Here is an 18504-nt window from a genome sequence, read left to right as displayed (position 1 = left end):
TGAGGTCCTCCGCCCTCAGATCGGCATCTTGGAGAAGCTGTCGTACATCGGCCCCAGGACCGCGAGCACGATCCAGGCCAGCAGGGCGCCGATGACGAGCGTCAGGGTCGGCTGGACCGAGTCCACGAGCTGCTGAACCGCGTCGCGCACGTCGCGGTCGTAAAAGCCGCTGACACTTTCCAGGGCCTTGTCCAGACTGCCGGCCTGCTCGCCCACGCGCACCATGCGGACCACCATGTCGGGAAACTCGCCCGTTTCGCGCAGGGCGTCCGTCAGGGTCGAGCCCTGCTCCACCCGCGTCCGGGCATCCGCCAGCGAATTCGCCAAGGCGCGGTTGACGACCACCCCGCGCGCGGTTTCGAGGCATTCCAGGATGCCGACGCCGCTTTTGTACATGATGGTGAAGAAGTGGGCGAAGCGGGACATGGCGATCTTGCGCAGCGTCACCCCGATCACCGGCAGGCGCAGCATGAGTTGGTCGATGGCGGTGGCGATGCGGTGGTCCCGGCGGTAGCCCAGCACGAACAGCATCACGGTCACGGACGGCACCAGGAGGATCAGCCACCAGAAGGCCTGCACGAAGTCGGAGGTGGCCATGAGCGCGCGCGTCATCAGCGGCAGCTCGATCTGCATGTTCGTCAGGAACGCCTGAAGCTGGGGCACCAGAAAGATCATCATCGCGCCCGCCAGCGCGATCGTCGTTACCAGCGTGAACGCTGGGTAACGCGCGGCGGCGCGGATGCGCTTGTTCATCTCGTCGCTCCAGCGCAGGTGCTGGGCGAGATGGTTGAAGGCGTTCTCCAGATCGCCGCTTCGCTCGCCCGCGCTGATCACCCCGACGAAGAGGGTGTCGAAGGTCTCCGGGTGGTTGGCGAACGCGCCGGAAAGCACGATGCCGTTGCCGAGGTCGCGCGCCACGTCGCTGAGCACGTCGCGCAGTTTGTCGGAACTCGTTGAATCGCGGATATCCTGCACCGCATCCAGCACGGGCACGCCGGCGCGGATCAGCTCCTCCATATCGATGCAGAACTCGATAAGCTCGCGCGTGCGCACGCGCTGCGGCAGGAAGGACCGGCCGCCGCCCCGGCCGCTGATGCGGCGGGAATCGATGAGTTCGTAACCCAGCTCCTCGACGTGCTGGTCGAGATCGGCCTCGCTCGCCGCGGCGAGCTTGCCCGTGACCTTGCGGCCGGTGTCCGAGATGGCGCGGTAGCGGAAGGTCGGCATGGGAGCGCTTCGTTCCGGTGTTCCCGTTCGTTGCCAGAATTGAGCCAGCTGCGATGCGTGCCCTTTTTCTCCAGCCGCGAGCCGATTCACGCGGGCGCAAACGGAACCAACCCGAACGGCTTCGGAACCCGCTCACAAAGTGATCGAGCTTTGGTACCGTTTGGCTGCGATCTGCTCTAGAGCCTGTCGATCAAGTTCACGGTCTTGATCACTTCTTCGACGCTGGTTTCGCCGTTGCGCACCTTCGTCAGCCCGCTTTCGGCGAGCGAGACGAAGCCGTTTTCGCTGGCGGCCTGCATGATTTCGCGCCGTGTCGCCCCCTTCGCCATCAACTCGTCGATCTCGTCGGAGAACGGCAGGGTTTCGACCACGGCCGTGCGGCCCGCGTAGCCCGTGTTGTTGCAGTGTTCACAACCCACGGGCTCGTAGACTGTCGGCGGGGCCTCGGGGTCGGCGCGAAGCACGCTGCACTCCTTGGCCGTCGCCGGGCGCGGGCGTTTGCACTGCTCGCACAGCGTGCGCAACAGGCGCTGGGCCAGCACGCCGATGACGTTGCCGGCCAGCATGTTGGCGGAGAGGCCGAAGTCCAGCAGGCGGTTCACGGCCCCCACCGCGTCGTTGGTGTGCAGCGTGGTGAAGACTTTGTGGCCCGTCATGGCCGCGCGCAGGGCCATGTTGGCGGTGTCTTCGTCGCGCACCTCGCCGATGAAGACGATGTCGGGGTCCTGGCGCAGGATGGAGCGGACGCCCTCGCCGAAGCTCATGCGCTCGCCCACGTGCGACTGTCGGATGACCGGCAGCTCGTACTCCACCGGCTCCTCCAGCGTCATGATGTTGGCGTCCATCGTGTTGAGGTAGTTGAGCAGCGAATACAGCGTCGTCGTCTTGCCGGAGCCCGTCGGCCCCGTCACCACGATGATGCCCTCGGGCCGCAGGGCCATCTTTTTGATCTGGCGGATGCGCTCCGCCTCGTAGCCCAGGCTTTCCAGCGATCGCAGGGACTTCGCCTTGTCCAGGATGCGCAGGACGATGTTCTCGCCGTAAACCGTGGGATGGCTGGCCACGCGGAAGTCGACCTCGCGACCGGCTACCTGGAAGGTAAAGCGGCCGTCCTGCGGCTGGCGCGATTCCGCGATGTTCATCCCCGACATAATCTTCAGCCGGACGCTGAGCGCCGACCAGAACTGCTTGTGGAACGCCTTGCCCGGCGTCATCACGCCGTCGATGCGGTAGCGCAGGCGCACGAAGAGGTTTTCCGGCTCCAGGTGGATGTCGGAGGCGCCGCGTTTCACCGCGTCCAGGATGATCGCGTTGGCCAGACGGACCGTCGGGTTGATGAAGCCTTCCTCGCCCGTTTGGACGGAGGCCTGTTCCGCGCCCGCCTCCTCGATCTCCTGCAACACGCTGTCGATCGTCATCTCGTAGCCGAAGTAAGCGTCGATCGCCTCCGAGATCTCGGAGCGCGACGCAACCATCGGCACGATTTCACGATCGCGCGGGAAATAGCGGCGCAGCTGGTCGATGGCGACGACGTCGTAGATGTCCGCCATGGCGACCTGGACGGAATCCTCGTCCATCGCCACCGGCAGAACGGCATACTTGTGCGCGACAGACTTGGGGATTTTTTTGACGATCTCGGTGTCGAGGACGGTGTTCTTAAGGGAGAAGCGCGAAAAGCCGGAGCTTTCCGCCAACGTCGCCGCAAGCGTGACGTCCGTGATGAAGCCCAGATTGACCAGCGCCTCGCCCAGCATCGTGCCGGTGCGCTTCTGCTCGCGCAGCGCCACCTCGAGCTGGTCCGGCGCGATCACGCCCTCCTGAATCAGCCGTTCCCCAAGCTTCACCGTACGCTGCGAAGTTCCCGCCGCCGGGGCGGTGGTGCTCTGGGTGCTGTCGTCGGATTGGGTCGTGTCTTCCCGCAGGAACTCGTTCATAGGGCCGTCCAACAACCGCGTGCGTGGGGAATCCCACCATATCTACCACGGATGAGAGGATGGCCGCGAAACGCCAACACGTCGTTAAGATTGATCGAATTCGCGTGAGTTGCGTGGACCGCCCGGACGCAAGCCCGGCGCCCGGCCCCATCGATCAGGGGAGCGCCAAGCCGCCGGGGCCGTGCCGGTTGATTGCGCCCTTGCGTGCGTCAAGCGGCTGACACCAGCGAAACCGACGCTTGTCCCGACGCGTCCGGCTCGGTCGGCAAACGCGATGTCCCGCGCGACGGGCTACAGGCCTCGCACCCCGCCGTTCATGAGGCGTGCACGCGCGAAGTCGACTGCCCCCATCAGGGCCGGCGGGCTGTGCCGGCAGAACTGCCAAGTTGCACTGCAGGCATTGGCAATGCGCAGGTCTTTGGCGTGACGGACGATTTCGATTGGTATCCACTGCCCGAAAAGCCGTGACCATGTTTTTCGCCCAATCGATTGATCGGCGATACGTATAGGATCGTCGCCGATGACGTCGCGCTGGCTGTCGATAACATCCAGCGTGGCTTTAAGTATTCTGCTGACGCCGTAACTGCTCTGACCCCTATGTTGCCGATACTCCATCGTCACAGCATTGTGGCAATACCCGTCGGTCAACCGGCATATGCGGAAATAAAAATCCAAGTCTTCGGCATACCTGATTTTGGGGTCAAAGCCGCCGACTGCTGTAACAAGCTCCCGTGGAAAAAGCGCAACGCCGGGAGGACCAACAGAGGCACCACGCAACAACGTGCGATATGTGAGGCTTGGTGACCGGGGCGGTTGAAGTCTGATGGCCTTGCCATCCACGGTGATTCGTCGGAAGCGGCCAAAAACAAATGGTGCATGTTGGGCCGATCCCCATGCCGCGGCCACAGCATGCTCAATCGCCGTTTGGATGGCGTCGGGTAAGAGCCGGTCGTCACCGTCCAGAAAGACGATGTAATCCCCGTGGCTCGCCGCGAAGCCGGTATTGCGCGCTGCTGCTGACCCGCGGTTGGTCTGTCGGATTACGCGCACGCCGTCGATTTGTTCGGCCAAGTGTGCGCTGTCATCCGTCGATCCGTCGTCGACAACGATCATTTCGATCGGTGCATAGGACTGATCGAGGATGCTCTGGATTGCTTCGGGAAGGTAGTCAGCCTGATTGAAGCACGGAACAATGACGGAGATCAAGGGACTGGACATGCACACGCTCATCGTCATTTTTGGGGCCGACCATGGCTCGGCCTCGGCTTCACGACAATCTGCCTTTCAGATTTCGACCGCCCGCTTTGACCATCGTGAGAGCGGTCGTTGACGGCAAATGCGCATGCGGAGATGCCCGGAAGAAGGGTGGCCGGTCGGTTCTTTTGCCGATGAGCGGTCGTGAACCAACGAAAAGCGGGCCCACAACTCGCCTGTGGGCCCGCAAGATGCTCGGCTTTACGGCCTGGTTCGGTTACGCGAACGCGAGGCTGTCCACGCCGAAGGCACCTTCGAAGGTGCTCGTGTCGGCGATGCCGCCGTCGGCCTCAGCACTGATGCCCGTGACGGTGACACCCACTTCGCCGACGGCAAGGCTGACAGAGCCGTCGCCACCATCCGCGTTACTGACCACGACGTCGTCTTCCGTGACCCCGTCCGTGAAGAGCAGCTGATCGTCAGCCGAGAAATCGGTGATCTCAACGTCGGTTTGCTGCTGGCCGAAGACGAAGCGGTCGTCACCGCCGTTCCCGGCGATCGTCCCGTCCTGGTTGCCGTCGATGTTCTCGCCGGCCGAGGTCCCAGTTTGCACCGGCGCCGGGCCGCCCTGGGAGGGCATCGCCGGCATGGCGTCGTCGCCGGAGACCTCACTGCCGTCGAGGTTGACCTCGGAGCGGTCGAAGTCGGATCCGACGGCCTGGCCACCCAGCGTCAGTTCGACGCCGTTGTCGGTCAGGCCGATGTCGGCGTTCGCCATGCCGTCGCCGAAAACGATCTCGGTTTCGGCGTTCAGCGACACGTCGGCCCGCGTGTCGCCGTTGACGAACGACAGCGTGTTGCCGCCGGAGGTCAAGTCGTAGTCGGCAAAGTCGCCGGCCAGCTCGATGCTATCGCCGTCGTTGGCGCCGAACTGCACGTGTGCGCCCTCGCCGACGTTCACGGTTTCGGGCGCGCTGGTACCCCGCACTTGGGCATCGAACGGCACCTCGACCGTCTGATCTTCGCCGCCCAGCATCAGGACGTTCGACGGGCCTTCGGCTTCGCCGGGATCGGCGGGCGCATCGTCATCCGGGGCGGACGACTCGCCGTCGGCGCCGTCCTGGGTGCCGCCATCATCGCTGGTGCCCCCGTCCCCGGTCTCGGCGGTGTCGTCCTGGGACCCGCCGTCGCTGTTGCCGAGGTTGCTCACCTCGTCTTGGGTGAGCGCGCGGGTGAACAGCTTCGTGCTGGCAATGGTGCCGTCGAAGCCCTCTTGAATGACGTCGGCGCTTTCGTTGCCGCTCGCCCACTGATTGGCGCCGATCACCATGGGCTCGGCGTTGTTCGCCATGCCGCCGCCGTAGCCCGCGCTGTCGGCCAACTCGCCATTAACGTAGAGCTGCATGCCGTCGTTGCCGAAGGTCAGCGCCATGGTGTTCGTCTCGCCGGCGGACACGGCCTTGGAGGCCACGACTTCGTGGGACGCACTATCGCTCTGCAGGCGGACCTCGATCGACCCATCAACCAAGCGCACCGTCAGGTGCCCGCCATTGTCGAAGCCGGTCGAGTCCTTGGAGAATAGCCCCTGAGCCCCGGACGCGCTGTCCGGCGTGAAGGTCATCGCCAGGGTGCCTTCCTCGGTCGCGAACGCGGGATCGTGCGGCACGACCACGGCAGAGCCGGTGGAGCCGTCAAAGGTACGCTCGCCCAGCTCGTAGGCCACGCCGTCGCCCGTCTGCCCACCGTCGGTCGTCTCATCGCCGCCAGTGCTGCCGCCGTCCGTGGAACCGGAATCGCTCCCGTCGGTCGAGCCGCCGTCGCTGGAGCTGTCGTCCGTGGTCGTATCGTCGCTCGAGGTTGTGTCGTCCGCGTTGCCGTCGGTCGCGCTGCCATCCTCGACGCGCCCGCCGACGTTCGCCCCGTTTGCGATCTCCTGCAGCCGTTCCTCGGCGCCCATGCCGGAGCCGAAGTCGACCTTGCTGCCTGCGACCGGCATCAGGTCTTCGACCGAGATGCCCGAATTGTCGAAGGCGTTCTGGAAAAGGTCGCCGTAATAGTTTTCGCCGTTCGGGTCTGTATATTGGACAACGAGATTTCCACTCGCGTCGTCCGCGCCCGACTTGTTTCGAAAACCGGTTGTCACGTTGTTTTTGAGTTCGATGTTGTCGCCACTCGGGCGAATTGTCGCGTCCCAATCTACACCCGGGGCCGTCAACACAGTGTTGTTGCTGACACTGCTGTTTTGCAGGTTTGCCCCAGTAATGCCGTGGACGTGGCTTGTGTAGATGAGGTTATCTTCGATCGTGAAGTTCTGATAACCACCAGACGGCGGGTCGCCGATGAACATGCCCTGTGTCTGGAATTCATTGCCCTGAAGAAGGGCGTTTCCGCGAATGGTAACGTCCGACGATTTCATGTCCGTCTGGATGTTCCAGAACTGGATGAAGTCCGTGTGCGCGGATTCCTCCACAGGGTGCATGTCGCGGACGAGATTGTTTTCGACCAGGACGTCTTGGACGCCGACGAAGTTCAACCCGTCTTTCTGCATGTCGTGGACGTTGTTCTCACGCACCGTCAGATCCGTGGTCTCACGGAACTTGGCACCCTTGAAAAAGTTGTGCATCTCATTGTTTGACACGTTGATCGAGCTTGAATTCTCGACCTTCATGCCGAGTTCGTCGTTCGTGAAGTTGCCATCAACCGAACCTTTGAGTTCGGAGTTGACGATGTCGATGTCGTCGCTGTTGCGGATCCAGACGGCACGGTCCTGGTTGCCGTTCGGGACATGAACCGTGACGTCCGACAGCGTCATGCCGCTGGAGCCCGACATGTCGATGTGGTTGAACGTGGCGCCCAGCTGCTCCTGCGAGGTAATCGTTACCTTCTCGGAGAAGTTGAAACCGCTGAGATCCACACTTCCGTAGTTCCCCGAAGCGAGCTCGATGGTCTCGCCGCCGCTTGTGCTGTTGAGCGCCGACCGGAGCTCACTGCCGTTGGAAACTGTGATCGCCATTGACGTTCCTCCCGTATCGGGGAAGGCTCGGCGCTAAAGACGCACACCCCCTTTGGCGCCGTGCTTGAAGACGACGGCGTGCGGGGCGGTCGCGGCCGCCGGGGTTGGTGCCGAAATTGCCGGAGGGCCGTCGGTGCAACCTGCACGTGTTTCTGTGCAGAGCGCGTGCCGGTGGTCCTCACCGTTTCACTGAGGGACGGTTATGCTGCGCCGATGCCTGTCATCCCGAGGTTCCCTCGATCTCTGCTCAGCCCCGCTGCCCGTCCGATCCGCGTGCGGCACGTCTGCGTCTTTCGGTCGGGCGTTCATCTTTCGGGGTAATGCCTTCGAGCCAAGGTGTATCGAAAGAGGTGTGGCGATCGTGTGACACGCGAATATCGTTTGTCGGTATTCGGTTTCTCGGGAACCAAGAGACAGGTGAATCTTTAAGATTTCGTTTTCCGTATGCTTGGCGACAATATGGTTATTGGCTATTTTGACGTTAAAAATAATAATGCGATTTTGAAAATCCGGTTACGCCACCCCCCTTCCCGAGGCGCGTGGCAGACGAATCGGCCCGGTTCGTGCCCGGCTGAGTGTTCAGTTGGGCGGGTAATGGTGAATCGGTCAGGATTACCGTGCTGAGCGATGTCGACGCGCACGGGACAGCGGATCGCCCGGGCGCCGGCAACGGGCCGGTGAACCGGAACGGTGAATGGGGGATTCGGAGAGCTGTCGGAAGCATCGGGCTGGGATAGATGCCCCCCGCGAAAGGGTGTGTGCCTTCCGCGCAAACGGTCACTTTTAACGGAAAGCGGCTTCGCGCCTGAGCCGGCCGAATCAGGGGAACGGGCTGGGGGTTGGAGAGGCTAGACAGGATGAGCGGACGGCCGTACCTGCCATGCGTGGCGATGGTGGCGCCGGAGGCGCGAACGTGTGGGTGCACCGTTCGGGGAGGCGCTGTTTCCGCGTTATGGTAATCTTGGCTAGGTTGCCGAGTTGAGCCGATCCGAGCGACCGTAGATGTCGGCGAAGCGTTCGATGTCGTCCTCGCCGAGATAGGCCCCGATCTGAACCTCGATCAGGTCCAGTGGCTCCTCCCCGGGGTTGGCAAGCCGATGCACGGCGCCCAGCGGGATGGAGGTCGTCTGGTTCGTGTCCAGGTGGAAAACCGCATCGTCGCAGGTCACTTCGGCCACGCCGCGCACCACGACCCAGTGTTCGGCGCGGTGCCGGTGTCGCTGGAGCGAGAGGACCTGCCCCGCTTCGACCCGGATGTGTTTGACCTGAAAGCCGTCACCCCAGTGGACGCTGCGAAAGCTCCCCCAGGGACGGAAGACGGCCGAGCGCTCCATGGAGTCCGCGCTGGAAAGGCCCTTGATGCGCGCGCTGACGCCGGCGTGCGGTGTGTCCTTACCAACCATGGCGAGTTTCCTCCTGGTGCAGCTACAAACGGGCTTCGCGGGTGGTTTCGTCCCGCGCCCAGCGCTCGACCAGTGCGTAGCGGCGCGCGCGCCAGCGGGCCGCAACAGTGACCGCGGCATAGACCAGGGCGTCTACGGCGGCAGGGCTTGCCAGCATGCGCGTCCACCTCGGCCAGAACGATGCGACGGGCGCCGGTGGCGGCAGACGGCCTTCGCGGGTCATCAGCCGGGCCCCTCGGAGAGCCCGGCTCCGGGTGCGCACCAGCGCCCTGAGGGTTGCCGGCGGGAAGACGCGCACCGACGCCGCGTCGGTCCAGACGGCGCCGTCAAACAGCTGCCGGCGCACGTATTCATCGTCGGCGATCACGTCTGGAAACGTGCCCAGGTCAGCGCGACCGGCGGGACTGAGCGCGTAGGCGTAGGAGACGCGGGTTTCATTGTAGGGATTGCGCCGCCACGCCCGGAGGTGGGCCCGGACGAGGCTTTGCGCATGATCCGTCGCGTAGATCACCCGTGGCTGAACAACCGTGACGCCGGGCTTCGATGCTTCGCTGGCCAGCGCGATGGCGCCGGAACCGGTGAGCACGACATCGGCATCGGCGATGATCGTGATGTCCGCCTCCGCTTCCCGCAGCCCCCGGTTGATGGCTGCTGTCTTGCTCGGTGTCGGGATCTCGACGACCCGAACGCCCGGGTGCGTTGCCCTGGCCCGGTCCGCCGTGTCATCGGCGCAGCCGTTGCAGACGACAATCACCTCGATTGGTGCATCATGGTCCGTCAGCGCAGTCAGGAGCCGCCCGATGACCGCCGTCTCGTTGTAGGCGGGCACGATGACACTACAGATCGGCTTTCGATCGTTCATGGCTGGGGCGCCTTCAACCAGTCGTTGATCCGGTCGGAGATCCGCTCGCCGCTAACCGGGGGTAACGTCCGTCTCGGGATGAGCTGCGACCAGGCCGTGTTGAGGAGACGGGCCAGTTGCTCACTGTCCCGGGCGGCAGCCAGCGACAACTCCTCGCCGAGCCGGTTCACCGTCGCGATCTGATGATCCGTCCGGTGTTCGCCCAGGGCATGGGCTCGTGGCATCACCACCAGGGGCTTTTCCCGTGCCCAGCACGCCAGGACTGTCCCGATGCCGGCGTGACTGACCACCAGGTCGGCTTTGTCGAATGTACGGGCGAATGCAGGGCCGTCGAGAAACGGCACTGAGGGAAACGGGGGCGCGGCCGTGGACGCCCCGACCTGGGCGAAGATTTCGTGGTCCGCATGCTTGCGATGCCATGCCGCGACCGCCGATACCAGCCGGTCGAATGGGAGCTGCGTGCCGACGGTGACGAAGATCATGCCTGTTCTCCGAAGACCGTTCCGGCGTACTCGATCCCGTCGATGTCGCTGAGATGCGGCCACTGCGTGAAGGTTCTGGCGCCGAGGCGAACCGCGATCCGGCCAGAGCGCGACAACGCCTCCGCATTGGCAATGCTGTCGATGAAAATGGCCGGAATTCCGTGCAATCGCGCGATCCCGACCGCCGCGGCGCCGGGAGCTGCTCCCGTGGTGACGAGGTAATCGGGACGTTCGCGGCGCACGATGCGCCACAACACCCATGCGCATCGCGCCAGGTCGACGGGACGGGATGCATTGGCGTCTGGAATGCGGTGAACAGGGTCGTCCGTCACGTCACTCGGCGCGAGTGTCGTGGCATAGACAACAGGCACGTCCAGATTGGTGGTGATCGCCCGAAGTTGGGCCCAGTGCCCGCCGCCCGACGCGACGGCAAGAATCCGGTCCGTTTGCCTCGTCCGCGCCTGCAGATCTCGCCGTGCCCAGGGGGGCGCAGGCCTTGTGGCAAGAGAGTCGCAATCCTCGCGGTGCGTCGTGGCCATCGTTTCCCCGCCACCCGGGCTGCATCCAGTCGACCGGGCTGAGTCCGGACGCTTCTGATCGAGCGTCATTTCTGCTCTGGTCTGAGCCTGCGCATTTAGCGCGGAACCGGCAATTGGAGCATTGGCGGCAATCTGAAAGGGAAAGGGCATTTGCACAATCGTCATAAAAACGAAAAAGGAGGTATAGATAATAAATACAACAACCCGTCATCTATATCTTTTTTCATGTTCCGCAAAATTTGAAAACTACATTTTCATTATGAGGAAGGTGGCCGGCATGTGGTTAAAGGGGTTTTGGTAGACGCTTTGGATAGGGCGCTAACCTGAACGCACAATACCAATCCGGATTTCTTTCACCTTATAATCAGGGCAGTCGTCGAGCGGTCCGCGTTGGCGAGAGTGGGATGACGCTTGAAGTCGACGGCAAGCAGACGGCTGCCGTCGAGATCGCAGTGTCCGCCTCCAAAGGCATCATCCGCCAAACGGGACCCTTCGAATACGACACCGACTTGCGCAACGGAGGTATCGATGCGTCTGGTGATTGCGCTCGTCGCCGCGGCCCTGCTTGCGACGGCGCAGAGTCCTGTGGCGGCGGGATCCGGAAATGGTCAAGCGGCACCCGAGAGTAACGCCTACACCCTCGGCCCCGGTGATCGGATCGATTTGCGGGTGTTCGGCCACGACGATATATCCGGGGAATATCAGGTCGACGGATCGGGCGCGATATCTGTCCCGCTTGCCGGTAAGGTCAACGTTAAGAACATGACCGTAAGTGCAGCGGAAAAGGCCGTCAAAGATGCCCTGCAGCCGGATTATCTGGTTGATCCGAGCATCAGCATGGAGATCCTCAACTACCGGCCGTTCTACATTCTTGGCGAAGTGCGGAAACCGGGAAGCTACGATTATGTCAGCGGGCTGACGGTGGTCGAAGCCGTGGCCCTTGCGGGTGGCTACACCTACCGCGCCGACAAGGACGACGTAACGGTCGTGCGCGCCGACGATCCCAAAAACAAGGAACGCGAGGTGAGCCAGGACGCCCGCATCATGCCTGGCGACAAAATCCATGTGCCCGAGCGCTTTTTCTAGAACCGGATGCGAGCGGGTGGCGCCGCCGCCTGCCGGATCCGCTCCCGTTTTTTTGGTGCGCGGGCATGATGCGCGCCCCGGCGCGAAGACGGACCGCATCATGTCCGGGCGGTTTCAGGTGGTAAGGACCCTGCGATGAACGACGACCGCGACCTTCCGTTGCCCAGCCCCGACCGGCGCGGCTACCCGTCGACGCGCCTGCAAGGACCGTCCCAACCGGAAACCGAGACGGGAGACATCGACCTTCGTGCGATCTTCCAGACGTTGTGGCGCCGCAAATTCTACATCCTGATTCCGGTTATCATCGCCGCGGGCCTTTCGGCCTATGTGGCGAGCCAGATGCAGCCCACTTACAAGGCGTTCGCTGATATTCTCATCGACCCACGCGAGAAGCAGGTCGTGAGCTTCGAGGACGTCGTCGGCGAGATGAGCGGCGATGCGGCGACGATCACGACGGAAATGGCGGTCATTACGTCGCGCAAACTCGGGCACCAGGTCGTCGACCAGCTGAATCTCGCCGAAAATCCGAACTTCAGCGGCAAGTCGTTTAGCCAGAACCTCGTCAATTCCACCGGCCTGAAGGAGGTGTTCACCGCGGGGGTAACGGCGTGGAACGAGCTGGTCGGGGAAGGCCACGGCTTGGCCATCGCGAACGCGGCCCAGGAGGCGCCCGCAGCCGATGAGACGGAAAAGCCCACCCACAGTGACCTTGTCGACAGCCTGATCAAATCGCTCGAGGTGTCTCAGGTCGCGGGCAGCTCGTTCTCGGAAGGACACTCGCGGGTTATCCGCGTGTCGGCGGAGGCCACCTCGCCTGAGTTGGCTAAACGGATCGCGAACACCACGACCGAAATCTACCTCGAGGAACAGCTTGCGTCGAAGCGTGAGGCTGCCACCAGGGCCCAGGACTGGCTACAGCAGCGGGTGGAGGAATACCGCAAGAAGGTGGAAAAAGCCGAGCGTGAGGTGGCGGAATACCGGCGGGAGGCCGGGCTGATCGAAGCCGACGAGCGCACGGTCACGGGCGAACACCTTGGCCAGCTCAACAACAAGCTCGCCGAGGTGCGCACGCAGATCGCGGAAAAACAGGCCGAGCTTCAGGAAATCGAGCAGCGTTATGGCAACCGCGGGCTGGATGGCGCCATCGAGGTTATTTCGTCCGACCTGATCGGTGAGTTGCGCAGCCAGGAAGCGAGTCTCAAGCGGCGGCTGGCGGAACTTTCGACCGAGTACGGCTCCAAGCATCCGAAGATGGTCAACCTGCGGGCCGAACTGAAGGACACGCAGGAACGCATTCACGAAGAGGTCAAGAACCGGCTGGCGGCCTTGCGCAACGACGTGAATGTGCTCAAGGCACGCGAACGCTCGCTGACTGAGCAGCTTCAAACCGTCGAGGGCGATACGGCCGGCCTGAACAGCAAGCAGGTTGAACTGCGCGCGCTCGAACGCGAGGCGGAGGCGAACCGCACGATCTTCAAGACCTTCCTCTCGCGCCTGAAGGAGACGTCCGCGCGCCAGTCCCTGCAACAGCCCGACGCGCGGGTGATTTCTCGCGCCGATGAGCCCTCCGATCCCTCCGGGCCGAGCGGTAAGCTCCTCGTTGTCGGGGCCTCGGGCCTTACGTTCGCGTTTGCCTGCGCGTTCGTCCTGCTCGCCGAGCAGTTCGACACGACCGTTCGCAGTCCCGAGCAGGTCGAGAACGCCATGGGTGTCACGACCCTGTCGCTGGTGCCGAAGCTGCCCCGGTTGGCGCGGATGTCGCTGGACCCGGTGTTCTATTGCACGAGATATCCAAGATCGACGTTCAGCGAGGCCGTCCGCAACATCTACGCGGCGGCGGTGCTGCTCGACCGCGAGAACCCGCCGCGCACGCTGGTGTTTACCTCGTGCGCACCGGGGGACGGGAAGAGCACCCTCTCTGCCAGCGTGGCCCGGTTGCTCGCAAGCTACGGCTACAAGGTGCTGCTGGTGGACGCGGACCTGCGCAAGCCGCGCCAACACGGTGTCTTCGGCTTCCACTCGCGCCCCGGCCTGACGGAACTCCTGCGCGGCGACGTGAGCCCGGCGGCGTGCGTTCAGACCGAGGAGGCGTCGGGGCTGGACGTCATCACCGCCGGCGCGACCGCGGAGCGCGAGCCCGGGCTGTTCACAATGAAGCGCACGCAGCCCCTGATGGAGCTGTTCAAGGAGCATTACGAGATCGTGATCCTGGACTGCCCGCCCGTTTCCGGGCTGTGCGACACCCGCGTGGTCAGTGCCCTGGCCGACAAAACGGTGCTGGTGGCCAAGTGGGGCGAGACACGGCGCGAGGTCATCCGCAACAACCTGGTGCGGTTGGCGGAGACGGGCGGCGACATCGCCGGAATCGTGCTCAACATGGTCGATCTGCGCAAATACGGCCAGTACGACTACGCTGACTCCGTGGGCTATGACCGCCGCCTGATCACAGGTGATCGCAGTCGCGTCTAGCGCCCTTTCCACTGCACGCGGCAGTTCACGCACGCTGCCGCAGCCGTCGGGTGCGCGACCAATCCATCGGTCGCGCACCCGTTTCGTTCAAAAAAGGAACCGCAGCTCGCCGGGCGTATCGTCGTCCGCATGGACTGGTTTGAGCCGAGCGCGGTGTCCCCTCTCGCACGGGCGTCGCGAAACCGGGGCTGATCGGTCCAAGCCCCGGACCGAGCCGAAACGTTGTCTCCCCCCTCGTAAACGCGTGTACGCGTCGGCAGCCGGTGCACCCGCCTTGGGATCGACGCTGCCTCGGCGCGGGCCGGACAGCGTGACCATCCGCGTCGGCCGGGTGCCGTTATCGCGCCCCTCAAATCATGGGAAAACTTGCTTCTGCCTGAAGTCGTGTTCACGGACGGCGCGCATCGGCAACGCGTTGCTGGGAACGCTCGGGTCAGGTTTCGCCGCCTGTTTTTCCTCTGTCCGGGTGATACATGTTTATGTATCCGGGTAATATGAAATTTTGGTTCAATCTCATATGGTCGATGTGATGATGTAATCCGGAACGGAAATGTTGTTGGAAAAGAATAATGAGTTCGTGAAAGACGCTATCCAATTGGTTTTGGTTTTATTCTGGATATTCAAAATGGAAAAGGGGGCTCAGTATCACGATGGTATCAGCGGCGAATGTGGACTACTATGAGCGCAACACCCTCGGCTTTCGGCTTCGGCAAAGGCGGTTCGCCCAGTTTCGCCGTCTTCTGGAGCAAGTCTACGATGAACGTGGACAGGTAAACATTCTGGACATGGGCGGAACCGGAACGTATTGGCGGATCGCTGGCAGCACGCTCACCGATTACAATTGCCATGTACACTTGGTGAATCCCGATTTGACAGAGGTACCGGCGCATCCCAACTTCCGCCTGGAGCGCCGTGACGCTCGGGATCTGCGGCACCTGCCCGATCAGGCATTCGACGTCGTTCATTCCAACTCGGTCATCGAACACGTTGGCGGCTGGCAGGACATGCGCAGCTTTGCCCGGGAAGTGAGACGGTTGGCGCCTCGTTATTTCGTGCAGACGCCCAACTTCTGGTTCCCCGTCGAACCCCACTTTCGGGCCCCGCTGTTCCACTGGTTGCCGGAGCAGCTTCGCGCGCGAGCCCTGCAACACATCCACCTCGGGTTTGCGGACCAGAAACAGGCCGACATGGATGAAGCCATGTGCCGGGTCCACGGCGTGTGCCTCTTGGACAAGGCACAGATGGCCACGCTATTCCCCGATGCTCGAATTGAAACGGAAACCTTTGCCCTGCTCACGAAATCGCTGATCGCAGTCCGCGACGGCCTGTCGTGAACAACCATGCTCACTTTCTGTTCGCGTGAGAGGGGGCTGCTGTGCCCTCAGCCGTGCTCGCACTCCAGGGCGCGGTCAGGCGAGGTTCCATTCGCGGCGCTTGGGCGTACCTTTGTTGGCGTGCGCGCGCCGACGCCATTTCGGGCAGTCGGACCATTTGCACACCGCATCCGAGCAGGAAGAACCAGTATACGTAAATGTTGTGCCAGAAGTGCACGGTTGTCGCGACGACCCCCGTCGCCAGCAGGGTCACCACCAGCCCACGAACGAGCTGCTGGTGCTCCGGGGGAAGCTGCAAGCGATCCAGCCGTTCCAGATCGGCAATGACCAGGATGAACGCAAGCAGCAGCACGGCCAGCGCGATCACCCCGAACTCGATCCCCACATAGAGCCAAAGGCTGTCGATGCTGTCGGTGAAGTATTGCGGCTTGTCGTGTGGCAAGAGGCCGACGCCCAAAAGCGGACGAGCGGCCATGTTGTCGAGCCCGATTTCCCACTGCCACAGCCGGTTCATGCCCGTCTGCGGTTCGATCGTAAACCCCTGAATGATATACAAAAGCGGGTTCTTCCCGATCATCCCCCAGACAGCGCCAAACACGGCGCCGCCCCCGACGATCAGGCCGGTGAACTTGCGCGTCATTCCCATGCTGAGCTGGCGCCAGAAAATGAGCAGCAGCTGAACCACAATCGCCAGATACGGCGCGCTGGACAGCGAGAGCATGGCCGAAAACGCGACGCTTCCCATCAGAAACAGGCGCTTGTTGGGCGTTGGCGCGTAGAGGTACCAGGTCAGCCCGATCGCGCTGGAACAGAACATGCCGTACAGGATGGGGTGGTCGAAGGTGGTCAGCGCGCGCGTGAAGCCCAGGCGCTGCTCATAGGGCAGGCTTTCCGGGTTTCCGAATATGGCGCCGAGCGTTTCGCGTATGAATAAATGGCCGAGCACGGCCTCCGGAAGGGCCAGCACCCACAACGCCGCCGCCACCACGACGATCCAGCTGAACGCGCGCTTGAAGTGGTGCGGCCGCAACATCAGGGTGCGCGCACAGAAATACGGCACCAGTGTTTCCATCGCCATAACGCCGCCGGATTCCAGCCCATTCTTGAGCCCCTGGTTGGCGATGACGCTGGCCGGGATCCACAGGGCGTAGATCACGACAAGCGTGTCCGGCAGGGCCGGACGCCACCGCAACAGGCGCATCAACACCAGCGGCAGCAGCGCGATCAGGATCAAGCGGTACGGCGTCAGACGCAGGCCGCCCAGGTAGATGGAGATGTCTTCCGGGATCAGCAGCGTGCAAAGCAGCAGCAGCGTGATGGCGCTAACCCGCAGGCTCATCAACTCGATCCGGCTCCGGCAGCGATCGAACGATTCCGCGTGTGGCGGACGCTTCCCCACACCTCCCGCCAGCAGGCTTGCGCGGCCTGTGCGCGGGTAACGCCCAGCGCCCGCGCCGTTCGCGATGCCAAGTAGCGGCTGTAGGGCCACGCCAGCAGCAAGCGTTCCTGGCGCGCCGCGGCGCGCGGCGGCGCGTGTTTGCGCACGAGCTGCACCTTGGCCGTCAGCAGGCGGCTCATCTTGCCGGCCTTCACTGGCTCGGAACTGCCGCCCGTGTGGATGACGGTCGCATCCGGCGTGAGCCGGGGATGGTAGCCGAGCTGCGCCGCGCGCAAGCAGAGGTCCGCATCCTCGCCGTAGACGAAGAAGCGCTCGTCGAAGCCGCCCAGGTGGTCCCAGAGATCGCGGCCGATGAGCAGAAAGCACCCCGTGACCACCTCCACGGGCCGCTCGTCACCGCGCGACCAGCCCCCATAGCCTTCCCGATTGAGCAGGGGATTGTTGTGAAACAGCCGGTCCAGCGCCGCGACGCGGCAGAGGAGCGACCACGTCGTCATCATCCGCCAGCACGAGCCTGGATTCAGGGAGCCGTCGGGCTGGACGGTGCGCGCCCCCACGATCCCGGCGCCCGGATGACGGCCGGCGCACGCCAGCGCGCCCTGGATGGCCCCCGGCAGAACCACGACGTCGGGGTTGATCAGCAGCAGATGACGACCGCTCGCCCGTTCAGCTGCAAGGTTGCAGGCGGCGCCGAAGCCAAGATTGCGGGACGGTGTCAGCACCGTGGTGGACGGGTCGACCACCTCGCCGACCCCGTCGGTGTGCGAGTTGTCCACAACGAGGATCTCGTGCTCGATCGGTCCGATCGTGTCGGCAATGCTGCGAACGCATTTGCGCACGTAATCCCGGGTGAAGTAGTTGACGATGATGATGCTGACCGTCGTCATCCTGGCACCCGTTCCGCTGTGGCTGGCATCGCCGTGTGGCCGCGGCCCGTCCGGCTTCACCGAACTCCGAGGTCGGGGACATTCCCGTTGATTTCGCGCAATAGAACAGGATGCCCGCGCCGTTCATTGTTCGGGCGTGGCGACAGAAGTCCATGCTTCGAACGGTCAGCCGGCTCGGCGTTCCGGGGTATCCTGTCCATGGAGGCACAGACCCGGTCGGGCGATCGGCCGCTGACCGGCGCGCATCTCGCTCAGCTGGTGCCGGTCATTCGCCGCGCTGCTGCACTGGCGACACGGTCGACACCCGGGGAGCGGGCCGCGGGAAGCTGGTCGGCCGCAAACCATGCCGTCTCGTCGACGTCACTGGCCGCCCGGCCCTCGCCGGCCGTCCAACGCGTCAGGACCGCAATGAGGACGTAATGGTGGGCGGCTGTCTGCGGGTCGATGACGTCGACGGCGTCGATCACCGCGACCGGATCGGCGGTGACGCCGGTTTCTTCGCGCAGCTCGCGCACAGCCGCGTCCATCATCGGTTCACCGAATTCGATCTTGCCGCCCGGAAAACCCCAGAGATGCGCCTGTGGCGGCTTGGCGCGGCGGGCCAGCAGCACACGGCCCGCCCGCCAGACGACCGCCAGCACGGCCGGTGTGGGCGTGCCGCTCGCCGTCATCGGT

General features: G+C 63.6%; 14 protein-coding genes. 3 read left to right on the top strand and 11 right to left on the bottom strand.

Features of this window, described 5'->3' with window-relative positions:
* Nucleotides 1–15: 15 nt before the first annotated feature.
* The 8 genes from BLQ43_RS04120 to BLQ43_RS14265 all read right to left on the bottom strand — a co-directional run bounded on the left by BLQ43_RS04120 (nt 16) and on the right by BLQ43_RS14265 (nt 10654).
* Nucleotides 16–1227 carry a type II secretion system F family protein gene (locus BLQ43_RS04120; RefSeq protein WP_090018858.1) on the bottom strand — a complete coding sequence of 404 codons (1212 nt, stop codon included), beginning with the start codon at nt 1225–1227 and terminating at the stop codon, nt 16–18.
* Between the two features lie 176 nt (nt 1228–1403).
* Nucleotides 1404–3161, bottom strand: coding sequence for a GspE/PulE family protein (locus BLQ43_RS04115; RefSeq protein WP_218119112.1), 1758 nt, complete (start codon nt 3159–3161; stop codon nt 1404–1406).
* Nucleotides 3162–3452: 291 nt separating this feature from the next.
* Entirely contained in the window at nt 3453–4379 is a 927-nt protein-coding gene (locus BLQ43_RS04110) for a glycosyltransferase family 2 protein (protein ID WP_176758507.1), read from the bottom strand.
* Nucleotides 4380–4632: 253 nt separating this feature from the next.
* Nucleotides 4633–7368, bottom strand: coding sequence for a LamG domain-containing protein (locus BLQ43_RS04105; protein ID WP_090018856.1), 2736 nt, complete (start codon nt 7366–7368; stop codon nt 4633–4635).
* A 965-nt stretch (nt 7369–8333) separates the two neighbouring features.
* The gene (locus tag BLQ43_RS04100; RefSeq protein ID WP_245659440.1) at nt 8334–8771 is read right to left on the bottom strand and encodes a phosphomannose isomerase type II C-terminal cupin domain; all 438 of its coding nucleotides are present in this window, start codon (nt 8769–8771) and stop codon (nt 8334–8336) included.
* A gap of 22 nt (nt 8772–8793) precedes the next feature.
* Nucleotides 8794–9633, bottom strand: coding sequence for a glycosyltransferase family 2 protein (locus BLQ43_RS04095; RefSeq protein WP_090018854.1), 840 nt, complete (start codon nt 9631–9633; stop codon nt 8794–8796).
* Nucleotides 9630–10115 carry a glycosyltransferase gene (locus tag BLQ43_RS14270; RefSeq protein ID WP_143006151.1) on the bottom strand — a complete coding sequence of 162 codons (486 nt, stop codon included), beginning with the start codon at nt 10113–10115 and terminating at the stop codon, nt 9630–9632. Before BLQ43_RS14270 ends, BLQ43_RS04095 begins: the two co-directional genes overlap by 4 nt.
* Entirely contained in the window at nt 10112–10654 is a 543-nt protein-coding gene (locus BLQ43_RS14265; protein ID WP_176758506.1) for a glycosyltransferase family protein, read from the bottom strand. Before BLQ43_RS14265 ends, BLQ43_RS14270 begins: the two co-directional genes overlap by 4 nt.
* Nucleotides 10655–11182: 528 nt before the next feature.
* On the opposite strand from BLQ43_RS14265, the gene BLQ43_RS04085 reads away from it, so the two are divergent.
* The 3 genes from BLQ43_RS04085 to BLQ43_RS04075 all read left to right on the top strand — a co-directional run bounded on the left by BLQ43_RS04085 (nt 11183) and on the right by BLQ43_RS04075 (nt 15543).
* A complete protein-coding gene (locus BLQ43_RS04085; RefSeq protein ID WP_090018852.1) occupies nt 11183–11740 on the top strand; it encodes a polysaccharide biosynthesis/export family protein in 558 nt (185 codons plus the stop codon).
* Between the two features lie 135 nt (nt 11741–11875).
* Nucleotides 11876–14209: a GumC family protein gene (locus BLQ43_RS04080; RefSeq protein WP_090018851.1), complete on the top strand. Its 2334-nt coding sequence runs from the start codon at nt 11876–11878 to the stop codon at nt 14207–14209.
* Between the two features lie 668 nt (nt 14210–14877).
* The gene (locus tag BLQ43_RS04075; RefSeq protein WP_176758505.1) at nt 14878–15543 is read left to right on the top strand and encodes a class I SAM-dependent methyltransferase; all 666 of its coding nucleotides are present in this window, start codon (nt 14878–14880) and stop codon (nt 15541–15543) included.
* Nucleotides 15544–15553: 10 nt separating this feature from the next.
* Here BLQ43_RS04075 and BLQ43_RS04070 read toward each other — a convergent pair whose 3' ends face one another.
* The 3 genes from BLQ43_RS04070 to BLQ43_RS04060 form a co-directional block, all read right to left on the bottom strand.
* Nucleotides 15554–16882, bottom strand: a complete 1329-nt coding sequence (locus tag BLQ43_RS04070; protein WP_090018849.1) for an O-antigen ligase family protein — start codon at nt 16880–16882, stop codon at nt 15554–15556.
* Entirely contained in the window at nt 16882–17889 is a 1008-nt protein-coding gene (locus BLQ43_RS04065; protein WP_143006149.1) for a glycosyltransferase family 2 protein, read from the bottom strand. Before BLQ43_RS04065 ends, BLQ43_RS04070 begins: the two co-directional genes overlap by 1 nt.
* 191 nt (nt 17890–18080) lie before the next feature.
* Nucleotides 18081–18500 (bottom strand): NUDIX hydrolase, encoded by a 420-nt coding sequence (locus BLQ43_RS04060; RefSeq protein ID WP_090018847.1) that lies wholly within the window; start codon nt 18498–18500, stop codon nt 18081–18083.
* Nucleotides 18501–18504 lie beyond the last annotated feature (4 nt).

Origin of the sequence: Limimonas halophila, from assembly GCF_900100655.1 — a bacterium.
Taxonomy (GTDB): domain Bacteria; phylum Pseudomonadota; class Alphaproteobacteria; order Kiloniellales; family Rhodovibrionaceae; genus Limimonas; species Limimonas halophila.
This window is presented reverse-complemented; position numbering and strand designations above follow the sequence as displayed.